This is a genomic window from Chryseobacterium sediminis (assembly GCF_008386505.1).
GTDB classification, from domain to species: Bacteria; Bacteroidota; Bacteroidia; order Flavobacteriales; family Weeksellaceae; genus Chryseobacterium; species Chryseobacterium sediminis.
Genome location: NZ_VUNZ01000007.1, coordinates 109860 through 126600, shown reverse-complemented (window position 1 = coordinate 126600; position 16741 = coordinate 109860). Strand labels below are relative to the sequence as shown.

Below are 16741 nucleotides of genomic sequence, written 5' to 3'. Positions count from 1 at the left end.
GCAGTAAGCGATTGGAGACCCTTCGGCTTCGCTCAGGGTAACAGCAAAGGCGCGAGGAGTAAAAATGGATAGCAGGATATAGCTCCTGATTAAGTTTGAGAGTTGGAGAGTTGGAGGGGTGAAGGTGTATACGTTTGAGAAAACTTTACTATTTCTGTGTAAAGGGGGGAAAGTTCAGGAAGAAGTGCTGTTCTTTTCTAAGAGTAAAGTTAAAAGAAGCGTTTGATTAGTATCTTATATGTATAATATCCCAATAGGCATCCTATAGTATCTGCTACGATATCTAATGTTTCCATAGATCTGCCTAATCCCATTTCCTCCTGGAGAATTTCGGTAAGAAATGCATAAATAAGGATGATCTGAAAAAAGTATGAGAATTTTATTTTTGGGAATGCAGCAATGAAAGAGAAACCTAAAGCAGCAAATATACTTAGATGTAATATTTTATCAATACCGCTGAACATGAACCAATATTCGTGGTTCTCTTCTCCGGGCTTGAGAAGCATATAAGTAAGAAATGCCCAATAAATGGGCAATATCTTACTAAATATTTTTGAAATCTTATCCAATGATAGCTTTGTAATCATCTGCAGAAAGTAACTCAGACTGATCTGCCCCATCAGCAATTTCCAATTTGATAATCCATCCGTCTCCATAAGGATCTGTATTTAACAGTTCAGGCTGATCTTCTAAGTCTGAATTAAATTCAATAACCTTTCCTGCGATAGGTAAGAATAGATCTGAAACCGTCTTTACTGCTTCTACACTTCCGAAAACATCTCCTCCATTAAGATCATCATCTACAGTATCTACATCTACATATACGATGTCTCCAAGTTCTCCCTGAGCGAAGTCTGTAATACCGATTGTAGCAACGTTACCTTCAATCTTGATCCATTCGTGATCTTTGGTGTACTTTAATTCTGATGGTGTGTTCATTTTTTAATTTTTATTTTGTACAAATGTATTCAAAAATATAGTAGCTTCAAATATTGGATATAAAAAAAGTCCTTCAAAACTGAAGGACTTTTAAGTTTTTATCATTTTTAGAATCCGCCTCCGGAATCTCCGAATGTAAATGTGGCAGAAATACCTGCTCTTACTGTAGACAGCGGGAATGCTGTGGATATCTTATACTTTGAGGTCATCTGTTCGTAGAAGACTCTCAGGTTCAGGTTCTCGGAAACATTATAGTCTGCGGAAAGTTTGATATTCATCAATCTCTGTCCTCCAGTAACCTGAGCATCATTCAATAGGATATTCATAATGGAGGTCTTACTGTCTCTTAATGAAATATCTCCTCTGATGTTAAGGTCACTTCCTTTTCCTCTTGTTCCTCTTCCTCTGATATTGGCTGTTCCTAATCTGAAGTTTCTCACGATATATCCAAGTCTTACAACATATTCTGTATTGGCATCTTCGGTAAGAGTCTGGTTTACCAATCCCAGTACCATCATTCTTGTTTTGTTGTACTGTATCCCAAACTGCATATTGTTTCTCATGGTAACATCTATCCCGATAAGCGGTGAGAAAGATTCTACATATCCTACCTGTGCAAATGTATATGGGTTAATCTTGTCCCCAGCATTTTTTTTCACATTACCAGCATCATCCACTGTCTGATAATATCCATTCGGGTTACCATGATAATCTACATTGCTTTGAATACCTGTTGCTGTATAGGTCGCTGTATACCCGTGTAAAATATCAAACTTGGTGAACTGTCCACTGATTATAGGGATATTTTTCAATCCCGAATACGTAATTCTCCAGTTTGGTAACGGGAATCCTGCTTTCTTAGGGTTGGTCATAGGTGTCACAGATTTCCCTTCCATAGCTGCTCTAAAGGCTGGAATCAAAACATAAGCATTTCCGATGCTGTAATGCTGAGCAAACCCATTGTTGTCCAATACCGCTCCCGGGCCGCCCAACTGTTGTGAAAGTGCTCTTGCATTTTCTCTGATCGCCTGATAAACTGCCTGTCCATCTTTAAATGATGTGTTAAGAAGTACTGCAGAGTTGGAATAGGTTATCATTTCACTTGCAAATGTAAAGTCAGGATCAGAAACCCCATTATCATTAGTATAGTTGAATCCTGTGTGTGAGAAGTTACTATTAAAGGTATGCAACACATTAAGATCAACTCTTAAATCATTCATCGGCATCATCTGTAAGTCTGCCCTCAATTCTTTAGTAGACATTCTTACGTATGGATCTGTCATATAGTTGGAACCACTCACCCATCCGTTTTCCATTACAGTTCTCCTAATATCAGCTTGTGATCCTAAAAGGAATCCCAGTGTTGGACCTCCCAATGTCTGCCCGTATCCATAGAAGTTTGGAGCTGATATTAACCCCGGAAGTACTGTTCCATTCGTTTCGTTATAACTTACGTTTAACTGTTTGAAAGAAGTAAGGAAGAATGCTGCACTTTGAAGCGGAGTAAGCTTATTCTTAAATTTATACTTCTTGTATCTGTATCTGTTTTTCTCCCACTGTTTCGCATACACATTGTTCAGAGAGTCCATTTCCTGTCTGCGTTTCTGGAGCTTGGCATTTATATTTTTAAAATAATTAAACTGTCCGAAGAACTTAGGAAGATCTGCTGAAGCTGTTGCTTGAATAACATTGGTATTCTGTCCTACGGATCCCAAACTTGCAGTCTGGTTCGTATTAGGATCTACAAATCCAGTCAACGAAGTAGATCTCGCCGCCCAGTTATAGGTAAATCCATATCCTACTTCTGCATCAATGAAATCCAGATAAGGTAGATACTGGAATGGCAGTTTATAATTCAGCTGGGCTCTGTGGTTATACAATACCGGTCTTCCCGATCTGAATACGTTTCCGAAGATCGATTTACTATCCATCGAATTTACATCCAGATTGTCATTAAGAGTTCTGGTTGCCGAATTGATTTCCAGTTTTAATGATTTTGTGAAATTGAATCCTAACCCGTACTGCCATCCGAAGAAGAAGTTTCTGTTTCTGATAGCATCAAAGTCACTATTCATATTTCCATTCAGAATAGCTTCCACATTTCTGAACTCAAGTTCGTTGTAATTTCTGTCGATTTCAGTTCTGAAAGATATTCTTGTAGGAATCGGATTAAAATTGAATTCTTTAACCCATCTTAAATACTTCGTAGACTTCGCAGTATCACTGATCATTTTATTGAAAGGCTTAACTACCCACGGTTTAAATGTATAGTTATAATCAATATATCCTCTCAGATACTGTCTGTAGTTTCTCTTGGTATAAATATCTCTGAAGTAGTCATCGTTATAAACAGCCGTTACCGAAACGTTTTCGATGTCATAAAACTTAGGCTTTTTATTTGGATTTACTCTTTCTTTATGCATATTAACGACTCCTATACTTCTCTGCTGAGTATAGGTTCTCGCTACTTTTTTCAATTGGTCCTTGTTTGGCGCCTTACTGAATTCTACGTCGGTATCCAGAGGATTATATTTCGGGTCCTCAATGGTCTGTGAGTAAGAATAGTTTAAAGGAATCTTCACCCCTGTTTTTTCAGGAAGGAATTTATCTACATTAATTGCTGTGTTAATACTAAATGCTGATTGGGTAGACTGTGTTCTTTCCGCAGGTTTTGAATCAATATTTCCGAAACCAACTGATGTATACGAGGCATTGGCATTAACAGTTGCCAAATCTCCCATATTAAAATTTAAGCTGGCATTTCCTGCATATCCTCCATCATTCTCAATTTCAGAAAGACGAATTTCATTTACCCAAAGAACCCTTGTTATAGTGGATGCTTCTCTTGGATCAGAATTTCTCACCCCAATCATAATAGTGGTAATATTTCCTAAACTTGGTCTACCTTTGATATAAATGTTTTTAAAAGGCTGCTGATATCCCGTGTCAACTGTTCTATTGGTAATAACAACACCTGATTTGTCTCTTCTGATTTTAGCATCTACAAAATTCTGAACATCAAAATCAACCTCATTTTCCATTGGCCAGATCTCCATAGGAGCTGTTGCTGTGGTAGGGGTTAAGTTTAATGATGATTCATACTCGTAATAGTTATCGGTAGCATCACTTCCGAAACGGATAAAGAATTTGGTTTTCTCATCCATTCCTATTACTCTGTTCAATGGATCATGAGCGTGTACAAACAGCTTCAGCTTTTTGTATCTTCTCATATCCAAAGTTGTATTTTTGAACACTCCTCTTGCCTCAGTTTTAAGGTCTTTAACCTTCATGTAAAGTGAAGCTTCATTTTGTCTTTGCGCTCCTGCATTACCACTTAATACCTGTCTGTCAATTCCCGGAGGCAATACATATGGAGGCTGGTTCAATGCATTTTCTTCAATATTTACACTTCCAACTTCAAAATTTGGATCTGTCACAGAGCCTACTCCTTCATCTGAACCAGGTACATCCTGACTTGCAATTTTACTATTGTATTTTCTCCAGTCTGATCTTACAAGATCCATTGTTCCGAATCTTAAAGTAGAGGTCTGATCAAACCCTGCCAACATTAATCTTGCAAATCTTACATTATTTAAGACAGATGGATCAGCAGTTCCTTCAGCTTTATCATAATTGGCAACAGGAATTCTGAACAAGTACCATTTCACATCTGCAGACTGCCCGTTCTGGAAGCTTGCTTTTACTGTTTTTACATCTACAATATTGTTTCCTCCCAATGCTAAGCTTGGCTGATCTAGCTTTATCACATACTGATTATAGTTTTCAGTCTGATCAAGGTTGTAATCTTTATTGATATCTTCTGCATCTGGAGTTTGTGACGCCACATTCAGAGAGTTTGCTTCTGAGTTTCCTTCCGGATTTCTGAAATATTTGTATCTCTCAACAACCGAAGCAGCCTGGCTTCCTGTAAATTTATCGGAAAGATAAAATACAAAGTCATCCACTGCAGGGTCAGCAATATTGGTTACCGGATTTACAAAAGTATTTCCGAATCTCATTGCTTCCTGATCAGAAGTAAGACCATCATACCCTGCATCCTGTACTTTTCTGTCTTCTCCTTCTGTAGAGAAGGCATACAGAATTGGGGGTTGTTTTGGCTGTATCCCCCAGTTTGAATTCGTTGTAGAAGATGGTGTACCAGGAGTTGGCAATCCGTTTTCATACTGCATTTTTCCATCCTTCAAAACATCTTCTGAAACGTTTCCTAAATGAAGTAAAAGTTTTGGATCTGTACCCAGGGTTTTACCATCTGCATAAGGATCCATCATCCAGAATTCAACGTATTCAATATTTGATGTAACGAAATTCGGAACACTGATGGATCTCATAATCCCCGCCCATCTGCTTTGTGCCTGTTCTGTTACCGGATTTACGTTATAAGGTCCTTTTTCTTTAGGGAAATAAGAGATATCGAAAGTATTGGTGAAAGTTTGTTCTCCCGCTACGAAATCCCTGTTATTATAAATCTCAGAATATTGTACTCTTCTGGAAGCGTGGTTGGATACAGACTGTGGTGTAATTCCTGCAGGAGCTTTTCCTCCAACACCCCAGAATCTAGGGTCAATATTATACCATGTTAATAGCCCTCTTCCATATCCGCTTGTAATATCATCATTACCAGGTACCGTGTTAAATGGCGGTAATTTATTTTTTTCCGGTTTTGAAGCTAAGCTCCATGCTGCCGGTTCTTTTAATGATATCTTAGAAGTGGTTTGTTCAAAATCGTCAATATAAGACTGGTTATTGGTTCCCTTATTTAATCCAGGCATCAGATACGCTGCTTCCATCTTAAAGTTTAAGTTGGACGGTGCTTCGGTTTTTACCATCGGAAGTTTGTTGGTAAGTCTTGTAAGGTAAGGAGCCTGATTATTGTACATCAAGTTGATCCCTGCCATAGTATTATTTACCGCTTCCTGTCCGAAGTTTACTTTCTGGGTCAATGGAGATTCTGAATAGTTGATTACGGTCCCTCCTAAGATAAAGTTCTCACTGAATCTTCTCTCTAAATTTAATCCCAAGAATCTTTTTCTTTGAGTATTAAATGTCAATTGGTTTTCAAGTGAAATATTAATGGCCTGTCCGGACTGTTTTACATTTTCATTAATGATCGTAACCGTACCAAGCATATAGTCTACGGTATAGTCTACCCCTTCTGTAAGCTGTACTCCGTTTGCTGCAACTTTTACTGATCCCTGAGGCACGTTTACTGCACCTAACGAAATACCTTGTCCCTGCGTTCCTTTATAACGACCTTCCAATGTATACCTCTGTGCAAGATTACTGGAGAGTGCTTCTTGTTTTTGCTTGGTATAAAGATCCTGGAAAACGTATTGAGGATTGAAAGTTCCTCCTAAAACCTTTTGCATATAGCTACCAAAAGGCTGTACTTTCGTGAAGATTACTCTTCCGGTTTCCGGTCTGATGGTAATCCCGTTGACAAAGTCAAAGATACCATCTCCCTTGCTTCCGTCTTTATTATTCTGGATATCTCCATTCATATTAAGACGGTCCCAATTGAATAATTTTAGTAAGTTCTGATCTTTTACAGGAGTATCCGGAAGATAATTTACTTTACCTCCTGTTTTTGGATCTCTGTAATATGCATTAAGAATAAATCCGTCTTGTGCTACCTGTCCTGCATCTATTGAATAGATATTTTTCATCATCAGGTCCCACATCGGAGATTGAGTGTTTACTTTATTGTTTACTCTCAATACTTTAGTAATCAATACGGGACTTTCTTCAGAAAATTCCCCTACTTTGTATACTTTATTACTTCCGTTAACAGTATAAGAGTACGAAACTGCTAAAAGCTGCTGGTCATTAAGTTTTTGATTCAAAGAAATATATCCCAACTGTGGCTGAAAAGTAAATTCATTACTATTCAGCTTTCTTGCTTTTGTATTGTATATGAATTGTTCACCATTATCATATGGAGTAGGATCTGCTCCAATCACCTGCCCCTGGAAAATAGTACCATAGTTTTTTCCGGCTTCTCTGGTTCCGGCAACTGTGGACACTGCATCATATAAACCATTCAGAGAGTTATCCGGTAAAGTAACTCCGCCAGGACCTTCTCCAAGGTCTCTGATCCCGATAATACTTTTCTGATAAGCCAGATTACTGTTTCCTTGGTCAAGTACCCATACTTCTAATCTGGTGATATTAATGGTTGAGTTAATTTGTGGATAATTAAGTAACGCGTCGTCATATTTGTTCAGGAAATAATGTCCTAAAAAGTAGTGCTGGTTTTCTTCATAGTCAATAGCGTTGACTTTAAAGTTATTCATAACACCACCACCCTGTACTACAATATTACGGGCCTCCCCTTGTTGTTGGGAAAGAACAACGGTTCCAAAAGTTTTTCCAAGCTGGAATTCTGTTTTCACCCCGAACAATGATTGTGAACCACGGATCAGACTGGTTGAAAGCGGCATATTTACGTTACCAAATTCAACTCTTTTGATGATTTTATCTTCTCCTCCTTCGTTGGGTTTATCAACATTTCCAAGGCCTTTGCTCTGAAGGTCTTTCCAGCTTCCTTTTGCCTGCCAAACAAGATTCATTCGGTTTTCAAAGGCAAAGCCGCTCTGAGTATCATAATTAGCCTTTAACTGCAGGTTTTCTCCTACTTTACCCAATAGTCCCAACTGAATCCTCTGATCAATATCAAAAGTAAAGCTGGTCCTGTTTTGTGGCAGGATCATCGGGTTGTCTATTTTCTGGTACAATCCGGCAAAATCCAGGGATGCATATCCTGAAGGAATGATTTCTATTTTATTACCTCCGAAAATTGTTTCAAAGAGCCTGTTATTAATCAACAATGAAGGGATAAGTCCCTTCTTCCTTGCATCTGATCTGTCTTTTCTGAAAAGGAGGTTATATTTATCAGATTTCTCCTTGTAGTAGGCTTTTGTCTGGGTAGCGAGCATATATTCTTTATACTCTTCCGGAGACATTGCTGTAGGAGGACCCGTTATGGTATTTCCAATTTTGGGATACACATAGTACATCCCGGTTTTTATATCGTAATAGGCTTCATACCTCGTAGGGTCGGCCACTTCATATTGTTTTCTTATAATCGCCGTATCTTTCTGTACCTGCGCAAAAGCACTTACAGACATAAACAGGAACGACAGGAACAAAAATATGTTAAGATGCTTACTATTCGCCACCAAATGTTAAATGTTTTTTAAGATTTGTTTAACCAATTCTTCTACCGAGATGCTTGGATTTTGTTTTATAATTTTATCCGCAATCTTCTCGCTTGCACGTTTAGGAATCCCTAAAACTTCTAATGCAGATAACGATTCTTCCTTAATTTTATTATCTACCATCACAGAAATATTCGCGTTTGGATCACTGTATTTCTGTACTTTATCTTTAAGATCTACGATAATTCTTTCAGCCGTTTTTGCACCAATTCCTTTTGCTTTTTGAATCAGCGCACTGTTTCCTGAAAGGATTGCGGAGGCAATCTCATCAAGGCTCAATGTTGACAGCAGAATCAAGGCTGAAACAGCACCTACTCCATTAACGCTTATTAACAGATTGAACATTTCTTTTTCTGAACGTGTGTTAAATCCAAAGAGAAGATGGGCGTCTTCACGGATGATCTGCTGGATAAATAAAAAAGTGGGCTGATTCAAAACCAGCGTCTGTGAGGTCATCAAACTGATTCCCACGTAGTAACCAACTCCTTGTACATTGATGACAGCGTAGGTAGGCGTAAGTTCTTGAACGTTGCCTTGTAAAGAAAATATCATTATTAATTTTTAAAACTCCCAAATATAGCAATTTAAACTAATTAATGTTTTCATTTAACGTGCGAATGATTTTTAACTTAAATTTCAAATAAGAATTCAAGGAATTAACAGAAAAACAAAAGACTCCAAAATATGGAGTCTTTTTAGTATCTGAACACTGTTTAAAGTGTCATTTTTTTAAACAAGAAGAATATTTTAAATTCTTTATATTATTTTTTTTCTCTTCTCTGAGCATCAAGAACAGCAATCGTAGCAAGGTTTACGATCTCATCTACGCTTGAACGCATCTGAAGAACATGTACCGGCTGTTTTAATCCCATCAGGATAGGTCCGATAACCTGTGCTACTTTCATTCCTCTCAGAATTTTGTAAGAAAGGTTGGCGCTTTCCAGATTCGGGAAGATGAAGGTATTTGCTGGTGTTGTTCCTAATTTTGAGAAAGGATAATCGCTCAGGTGATCTGCATTCATTGCAAAATCTGGCTGAATCTCACCGTCTACAACCATTTTAGGATATTTCTCATGAAGGATGCTCACTGCTTTAGCTACTTTCTTGGAAGTTTCAGAAATGGCAGCAAAGTTTTCAAATCCCAGCATCGCAATTCTTGGTTCTATAGCAAAAGATTTTACTGTAAATTCTGCCATTTTAGCAATATTCACAAGATCTTCTGAGGTAGGATTCTGATTGATGGAAGTATCTGCGAAGAAAATAGGTTTCTTTTCAGACAGAATCATCATCATTGCCGCTACTTTGTCTACTCCTTTATCTTTTTCAATAACTTCTAAAACAGGGCGTAAAACTGACGTATAGTTTTTAGAGAATCCTACGATAAGCCCATCGGTATCGCCATGTTTCAGCATCAAAGGCCCGAAATAATCTCTCTGACGAACGTATCTCTTCGCTTTGTACTCGTTCATTCCTTTTCTCTGACGAAGTTTCCAAAGGGTTTCTCTGTATTTTTTTCTGTTTTCTTTCTGATCGTCATCACTTGGATCAATGATGGGAACATCCAGAGTAATTCCGTAGCGCTCCATCTGCTCCTTGATGTATTTTTTATCTCCCAGAAGACTTGGGAAAGCAATTCCTTCTTCATAAAGGATTTGAGCTGCTTTCAATACGTTATATTCTTCAGCATTTCCAAGGGTGATTCTTTTCGGATTGGATTTAGCACGGCTCTGCATCATTCTTACCAATCTCTCATCTCTTCCCATTCTGTCTAAAAGCTGATGCTCATATTCTTCAAAATCCGTAATAGTTTTTCTGGCAACACCACTTTCAATAGCTGCTTTTGCTACGGCACTTGATACTTTTGTGATCAGTCTGTTATCAAACGGCTTCGGAATGAAATAATCTCTTCCAAATTGCAGATTTTGAACGTTATATGCTAAAATTACAGCTTCCGGTACCGGTTCTTTTGCTAAATCAGCAATAGCGTGTACGGCAGCCAGTTTCATTTCTTCATTAATTCCTGTAGACTGTACATCCAATGCTCCACGGAAGATATAAGGGAATCCTAATACGTTGTTTACCTGGTTAGGATAATCACTTCTTCCTGTTGCCATGATTACATCTTTACGAGTTTCAATAGCAAGATCATAAGCAATTTCAGGATCAGGGTTAGCCAGAGCAAATACGATAGGATTTTCGTTCATGCTCAAGAGCATTTCCGGAGTCATTACGTTTCCTTTAGATAATCCCACAAAAACATCAGATCCTTTTACAGCATCTTCTAATGTTTCAATATCCGTCTGAGCAATGAAGTCTAATTTTTCAGGAGTAAGGTTTTCTCTCTTATGGTTGATAACTCCTTTACTGTCACACATCAGGACGTTTTCTTTTTTCAGCCCTAATGAAATATAAAGCTTGGTACATGCAATAGCTGCTGCACCTGCTCCGTTGACAACCATTTTCACTTTATCAATATCTTTATTGGCAATCTGCAGAGAGTTGATCAATGCAGCTGCAGAGATAATTGCAGTTCCGTGCTGGTCGTCATGCATCAAAGGAATATTCAATTCCTCTTTCAGTCTTTGTTCTATATAAAAAGCTTCAGGAGCTTTAATATCTTCAAGGTTGATTCCTCCGAAAGTAGGAGCAATTCCTTTTACAATTTCAATAAATTTATCCGGATCTTTTTCATCAATCTCAATATCAAATACGTTGATATCTGCAAAGATTTTGAACAAAAGTCCTTTCCCTTCCATTACCGGTTTTGAAGCTTCAGCCCCGATATCTCCCAGTCCAAGTACGGCAGTACCGTTAGAAATTACTGCTACCAGGTTTCCTTTTCCTGTATAATCATAAACAGTTTCCGGTTTATCATGAATTTCCATACAAGGAACAGCTACTCCCGGAGAATAAGCCAGAGACAAGTCTCTTTGAGAAGAGTGTGGCTTTGACGGGATTACTTCAATTTTTCCTTTGGGTTCTGCTTTATGATAATCTAGCGCGGCCTGGCTAAAGTTTTTTTCGTCGCGATTGTTGTTACTTGACATAAAATTTGGTTTTTTGTTAAAGTATGTATTTAATGTGGTAATCTACTAAGCTTTCAATTGGTTTCTGCACAACATGTCCCACATTTAAATTAAGTTCTGTAGCTACAGAACGTAGTATATTTTCATAATAATAAGCAATAGAGCCAATGAAATTGATCTCGGCATCTTTTGCTTCCTCATAAGGGAGAACCTGATATTCAAAGAAACTTTTCATTTCTTCAAACACCATATCTCTGAAATAAGGATGATCTTTTCTTTCGATCACAAATTTGGTAAAGTTTGCCAAATATGCATTTGGTCTTGGGGTATGATACATATTTTTCAATGCATCTTCTACGGTAAGCTGATAATTGGCTTCAAATTCTGTATGAAGGTCTGAAGGCAGTTTTTTCATGAAATATCTGCGCACCAATTGCTTTCCGATAGCACTGCCGCTTCCTTCATCTCCAATAAGGAATCCCAGTGAAGGCAATTCTATCTTCAGATTGTCACCGTCAAAAAAACAGGAATTTGATCCTGTGCCAAGAATGCACACGATAGCAGGTTTTCCGCTGTATGCCGCATATGCTGCAGCCATCAGATCTTCCTTCACAATAATTTCAGCTTTTCCAAAAACTTTCGTCAGTTCTTCTTCTATGGTTTCACAGTTTTTTTTCACACCGCATCCGGAGCCATAAAAAAAGACCTTGGTAATTGAATTTTTAACCGATACCAGATTGCTATTTTTCTGTATCTCAGGAGCGATAAGTTCTCTGTTGATAAAATTCGGATTGAACCCGATTGTTTCTGTTTTCAAAAAAACTTTCTTAAAGTCATCAAGTATTACCCAATCCGATTTAGTAGAACCACTATCTACAATAGCAACCATATTTTAGATTTTAATTTAAGGGTGCTAAATTATGAATTTATCTTCAATTAGCGTTTATAAACAACCTGGAAGCTGTCTAAAATCATTAATGTTTAATCTGTGTTTTTTTTTCGTTGAATTGTAATAGCCAATCTTCTATTTCATCTTCCAGATAGGAAGTCTGTAATACCATTGCATTGATAAAATCATCTGGCACTGGTTCTCCTTTGGAGTTTTCGAGATTCCACAATTCATCTGACATATTTTCATATTCGGAATACACTCTTTTGAAGCGGGAATTTTCTTTCTCAAGAGCCTCAATATTTTTCTGTTGAAGCTGGAATTTTCTGTATTTGTTTTGACTTTTCATACAAATATTATTAATAATTGGGTCATAAAATGTAGGGGTATATGCTCTTAATCGCGCACTACAAGATAGAAAAAACCATCAACACAAGAAGTTGAAAATGAATTTATTATCAGGTCATTATTACATCATTCTGAATATTAAAATTAGAAATAATTTTTATTAAAAAAAATATTTTAACAACTTTTTTCAGTGTTTAACATATAGTTATAAATTTGCATATTCATATTGTGAAGCTTTGGCATTGCTGGTATTCTAAAACGGTTATTAACAGCCGGAATACGGTAAGGCCCTTATATTCTGAGATATAAATCATTTCAGTGTTTCTACAATATGTACTTATATATTTAGTTTTATATTCATCGCATGAAAGAAATACTCTTACGCCAGAAACAGGTTCTGTTCTTCATCATTGCAGGAGGACTGAGTGCCGTTGTAGAAATAGGCAGCTTTAAGATTTTCAGCACCTATCTTCCGCATTTCTTTGCAAAGGAAATCAACTTCCATGGTGTACATTATCCCTTAAGTAACATTTTTTCTACGAGCTGCGGGATTATTACCAATTATTTTCTGAGTATCTGGTTTGTGTTTGAAAGAGGAAAACACTCCAAGAAAAAAGAGTTTGCTTATTTTATGGTGGTCTCCTTCTTTTCAACGTTACTCAGCCTGGGGTTTTTCCAGATATTTTACAGTTTCATATTTAAAGATAATATCAATTTATTTTTTTATACCTTGAGCCCGGAAATGATCAGCAAAATTGCAGCAATATTGCTGGTTTCCATTCTGAATTATTCAGTAAAAAAGAAAGTAATTTTTAACGGTTAGGCTGTGACAATAATTTTAAATTATCTCTGGAGATTCTGGCTGCTGCTGTTAGCATTTTTTCTGACAGTTACTATTGGAATCCCTGTCTATATTTTATCTTTTAACAAAAAGCATTATAAATACGGTTATAAACTCGTAAGGATCTGGTGTTTCGGAATGTTTTACGGAATGGGCTTCCGGTATGATCTCATTAAACTTTCGGAACAGGAGAAAGATAAAAGCATCCCTTATGTTTTTATTTCCAATCATACATCCATCATGGATATTATGCTTACCTGCATTGTATTTCCGGATCATCCGATATGTTTTGTAGGAAAAAAAGAGCTGGTAAAGATTCCTATTTTCGGAACCATTTATAAAAGGATATGTGTAATGGTAGACAGAACGAATGCAAAAAGCCGTGCAGATGTATACCGGAGATGCGCTGAAAAAATGGAGGAAGGCAACAGTATTGCCATTTTTCCTGAAGGCGGCGTACCTGATGACACTTCTATAATTTTGGATGATTTTAAGGATGGTGCGTTTATGCTGTCCTCAAAACATAACTCTCCTATCGCTGTTTATACCTTTATCGGACTCAAGGAAATGTTCCCTTTTGAAAACTCAAAAGGCTATCCTGGAAGAGTAAAGGTGTATTTCAATGGAATCATGGAGCCTACCGATTCGCCAAAAGACTTAAAGGCAGAGGCTTATGAGGAAATAAAAAAAACCTTAATCAGGTATTCCGTTGAAAGGAAATAGTTATATTTGTTTGTGAAATCTATAATAAATATGTCAAATTATTCTAAACAAACCAATTGGGCCCAATTCATTCCATTGGTTACTGTATTCTTCTTTTGGGGATTTGTAGCAGCCAGTAATGATATTCTGATCCCCGTTTTTCAAAAAGCCTTCAATCTATCTCAAACTGAAAGTATGCTGGTACAGATATGCTTTTATGTAGCGTATACTGTAGGTTCTTTAATTTATATGATTATATCAAAGAGCCTGAAACAGGATTTGATCAATAAAATCGGGTATAAAAACGGCCTTATTGTGGGGCTTCTTATTTCCGCAATGGGAACCCTGTTGTTTTATCCGGCTGCCAACATGCATTCTTTCCCTTTAATGATCTCCGGATTATTTATTGTAGGTTTGGGCTTCTCTCTTCAGCAGATTGTTGCCAATCCGCTTGCTATTGAGGTTGGCCCTACAGAAACAGGGTCTCAGAGGTTAACAATGGCTGGGGGAATTAATAACTTAGGAACTACAATAGGACCGCTTATTGTGGCATTTGCCATTTTTGGTTCTGCAAGCGCAGGCAACACGGAAGCAAGTATTGAAAGTGTAAAAATTCCTTATCTGATATTAGGAGCAGCTTTTGCTCTTGTAGCTTTAATGCTTAAATTCTCTTCTCTTCCTGCTGTAACTCCAACGAATACTGAAAACACTGATGATTCAACTCCGGGAGAACACAGAAAATCGGCATTTCAATACCCTCAATTGGTAATGGGAATGATTGCGATCTTTGTGTATGTAGGGGTAGAAGTTTCAACAGCCAGTAATCTTCCGGCTTATATGGAAAAAAACTTAGGCTTTGAAACAAAAGATGTAGCACCTTATATCTCTTTATACTGGGCATCATTGATGATCGGCCGTTGGACAGGTGCTGTAGAGGCATTTGATGTGAATGCGGGATTCAAAAAGATCTTAAGATTCTTAGCTCCTTATCTTGCATTTGGTGTATTTTTATTGGTGAATGCTATTGCGAAACATGACCTGTCTCCATTCTATGTATATGGATTTATTATTATTGCCATGATTATTTGTGATATCTTAAGTAAAGGAAACCCGGCAAGAATGCTTTTAATATTTTCTTTAGCAGGAATTACAGCTTTGCTAATAGGAATGTTCACAACAGGAATGGTATCTGTCTATGCATTTACCAGCGTAGGTCTTTTCTGCTCTACTTTATGGCCATGTATTTTTGCATTGGCTATTAACGGACTTGGAAAACATACCAATCAGGGTTCAGGATTACTTATTATGATGATTATGGGTGGAGGTATCGTAAGCATTATACAGGGGTATGTTGCAGATATTACAAATATTCATTTCAGTTATATCGTAGGGGTTATTTGTTTTGCTTATCTTGCATTCTATGCGATCCGTGTGAGTGGGATTTTAAAAGCCCAGGGCATTGATCTTGATAAAGTATCTAAAGGTAATGGTCATTAATATAACGAAAACAATATATAAAAAGAAAAGGTTTTGGGCAGGTGTATTACTTGCCCAATTTCTTTTGTTTTATGCCTGCTCAAAATCCGGAGTGATGATCTCGTTTTTTGAAAACTTCTTTGAACTTCAGAAAAGAACACATCAGGCATTGTTCAGCTGGATTCCATTTTCTATGGGAGATCTTATATATATTGTATTGGGTGCTTTCCTTTTGTATTATTTCATCATGCTGTTCAGAAAGCAGCGAAGACATCATTCTCTGCTCAGGGTTCTGATCATCATCAATGTTTTTTACTTTATCTATCAGATCTTTTGGGGAATGCTGTATTTCCAGACTCCTATCATCAAGAAACTTTCAAGCCAGAAAGAACCGGATGTGGAAAAGGCCAAGAAACTGGCTCTTACTTATCTTGAAAAATGTAAAGCAACCAGGCAGTCTGTCCGGGAAAACAACAAAGGAGTATTCATTATTACGAATCTTAATTCTATACAACAGGAAATTCTGCACCAACAAGCAAAATTACCTTCATATATTTCAAATAAAAAGGCACCTCAGATTTTGGATATCAAACCCAGTTTATTCAAAAATGTAATGAGCTTTACGGGTATTTTGGGATACTATAACCCTTTTACTGCTGAAGCTCAATATAACTCTGAATTACCTTCTACATTTATTCCTTTTACAACAGCGCATGAAAGTTCTCATCAACTGGGTTTTGCCAGAGAACAGGAGGCTAATTTTGTGGGGTATTTAATAGGAGTTCATTCCGGCAATCCGGAGTTAAGATACAGTACTGAGTTTTTCACTTTAAAAAGCCTTTTAAGATTCATTGTGGAGGAAGATCCGGCGTTCGTTAAGAATGTTCTTCATCAATATTCTCCTGCAATGAAAAGAGACCGTATGTATGAAAAGAGTTTTGTTCTCAGCCATCAGGGCTGGCTGGATGATTTCTTTGGATTTACCAACAATCTGTTTCTGAAAAGCAATCAACAGGAAGGCTCTGTCACCTATTCTTACTTTATAGATCTTCTTTTAAACTATGAAAAATAAAAAAAAAAGAATCGTATCAGGCGATACGATTCTAAAAACACAAATGATGAAAAAAAATTTATTACCTTGACTTGTTCCCTCATTCAAGGCGATGTAAAAGTACGACATATTTTATAAATACAAAAACATTTACATCCTTTTTTAAAACTTTATGAAAACTTTATGATTTTTTAAGTTTTTTTGAGTTCACACCCTATTGTTACAAATCGCAAT

11 protein-coding genes are annotated in these 16741 nt (G+C 37.1%); 4 read left to right on the top strand and 7 right to left on the bottom strand.

Annotated features, from left to right (window positions below; translation table 11 throughout):
* Positions 1 to 209 precede the first annotated feature (209 nt).
* The 7 genes from FW780_RS22180 to FW780_RS22150 form a co-directional block, all read right to left on the bottom strand.
* Positions 210 to 536 (bottom strand): VanZ family protein, encoded by a 327-nt coding sequence (locus FW780_RS22180; protein WP_167510778.1) that lies wholly within the window; start codon positions 534 to 536, stop codon positions 210 to 212.
* A 25-nt stretch (positions 537 to 561) separates the two neighbouring features.
* Positions 562 to 939, bottom strand: coding sequence for a glycine cleavage system protein GcvH (gene gcvH, locus FW780_RS22175; protein ID WP_065401025.1), 378 nt, complete (start codon positions 937 to 939; stop codon positions 562 to 564).
* A 107-nt stretch (positions 940 to 1046) separates the two neighbouring features.
* Positions 1047 to 8084 carry a T9SS outer membrane translocon Sov/SprA gene (gene sov / locus FW780_RS22170; protein ID WP_149835755.1) on the bottom strand — a complete coding sequence of 2346 codons (7038 nt, stop codon included), beginning with the start codon at positions 8082 to 8084 and terminating at the stop codon, positions 1047 to 1049.
* A gap of 57 nt (positions 8085 to 8141) precedes the next feature.
* Positions 8142 to 8726 (bottom strand): Holliday junction branch migration protein RuvA, encoded by a 585-nt coding sequence (gene ruvA, locus FW780_RS22165; RefSeq protein WP_047420113.1) that lies wholly within the window; start codon positions 8724 to 8726, stop codon positions 8142 to 8144.
* 209 nt (positions 8727 to 8935) lie between these two features.
* Positions 8936 to 11221 carry an NADP-dependent malic enzyme gene (locus tag FW780_RS22160; protein ID WP_149835751.1) on the bottom strand — a complete coding sequence of 762 codons (2286 nt, stop codon included), beginning with the start codon at positions 11219 to 11221 and terminating at the stop codon, positions 8936 to 8938.
* A 16-nt stretch (positions 11222 to 11237) separates the two neighbouring features.
* A complete protein-coding gene (locus FW780_RS22155) occupies positions 11238 to 12089 on the bottom strand; it encodes a BadF/BadG/BcrA/BcrD ATPase family protein (RefSeq protein WP_149835750.1) in 852 nt (283 codons plus the stop codon).
* An 85-nt stretch (positions 12090 to 12174) separates the two neighbouring features.
* Positions 12175 to 12438, bottom strand: a complete 264-nt coding sequence (locus tag FW780_RS22150; RefSeq protein ID WP_047373857.1) for a hypothetical protein — start codon at positions 12436 to 12438, stop codon at positions 12175 to 12177.
* A 363-nt stretch (positions 12439 to 12801) separates the two neighbouring features.
* On the opposite strand from FW780_RS22150, the gene FW780_RS22145 reads away from it, so the two are divergent.
* Genes FW780_RS22145 through FW780_RS22130 form a run of 4 tightly spaced genes read left to right on the top strand, consistent with a single transcriptional unit; the run spans position 12802 to position 16528 of the window.
* Positions 12802 to 13260 carry a GtrA family protein gene (locus tag FW780_RS22145; protein ID WP_149835749.1) on the top strand — a complete coding sequence of 153 codons (459 nt, stop codon included), beginning with the start codon at positions 12802 to 12804 and terminating at the stop codon, positions 13258 to 13260.
* 3 nt (positions 13261 to 13263) lie between these two features.
* Positions 13264 to 14001, top strand: coding sequence for a lysophospholipid acyltransferase family protein (locus FW780_RS22140; RefSeq protein WP_149835748.1), 738 nt, complete (start codon positions 13264 to 13266; stop codon positions 13999 to 14001).
* A gap of 30 nt (positions 14002 to 14031) precedes the next feature.
* Positions 14032 to 15477, top strand: coding sequence for an MFS transporter (locus tag FW780_RS22135; RefSeq protein WP_149835747.1), 1446 nt, complete (start codon positions 14032 to 14034; stop codon positions 15475 to 15477).
* Positions 15467 to 16528, top strand: coding sequence for a DUF3810 domain-containing protein (locus tag FW780_RS22130; protein WP_149835746.1), 1062 nt, complete (start codon positions 15467 to 15469; stop codon positions 16526 to 16528). The genes FW780_RS22135 and FW780_RS22130 overlap by 11 nt, the downstream gene beginning before the upstream one ends.
* Positions 16529 to 16741 lie beyond the last annotated feature (213 nt).